Here is a 461-nt window from a genome sequence, read left to right as displayed (position 1 = left end):
CCAGCGCGCCCAGCGCGATCGACCAGGGCATGGCCTCCAACCCCATGCCCTGGTCGATCGCGCTGGGCGCGCTGGCGTCGGGCCTGCACTTCGTCCTTCCCGGGCCGCTGGGCCGCACCGTCGGCCTGCTGGCCGACGCTGCCGCGCCCGTGGCGCTCTTCGCGATCGGCGCGGTGCTGGCGCGGGCCGGCATGTCGGCGCATCCGCACGAGGCGCTGCGCCCGCGCGACGGCCTGGGCGCGGCGCTCGCCAAGCTGGTGGCGCACCCGCTGCTCGTTTGGGGGGCCGGCCATGGCGCGATCGCGGCGGGCCTGCCGCTGGCGGCACCCGCGCACACCGCGCTGGTGCTGGCGGCGGCGCTGCCGGCCGCGAGCAACGTCTCGCTGCTGGCGGAGCGCTTCGGCGCGCACACGGGGCGCATCGCGCGCACCATTTTGCTGTCCACGGCGCTGGCGTTCCTG

Annotated in this window: 1 protein-coding gene; it reads left to right on the top strand. The window is 77.7% G+C overall.

The window, feature by feature from the left end; all coding sequences use genetic code 11:
- Positions 1 to 461: AEC family transporter (locus tag GVL52_RS32025; protein ID WP_200847993.1), on the top strand; the 461-nt coding region annotated here is incomplete at both ends.

It is taken from the genome of Rhizobium sp. 18055, from assembly GCF_902706285.1.
In the GTDB taxonomy this organism is placed as follows: Bacteria; Pseudomonadota; Alphaproteobacteria; order Rhizobiales; family Rhizobiaceae; genus Rhizobium.
This window is presented reverse-complemented; position numbering and strand designations above follow the sequence as displayed.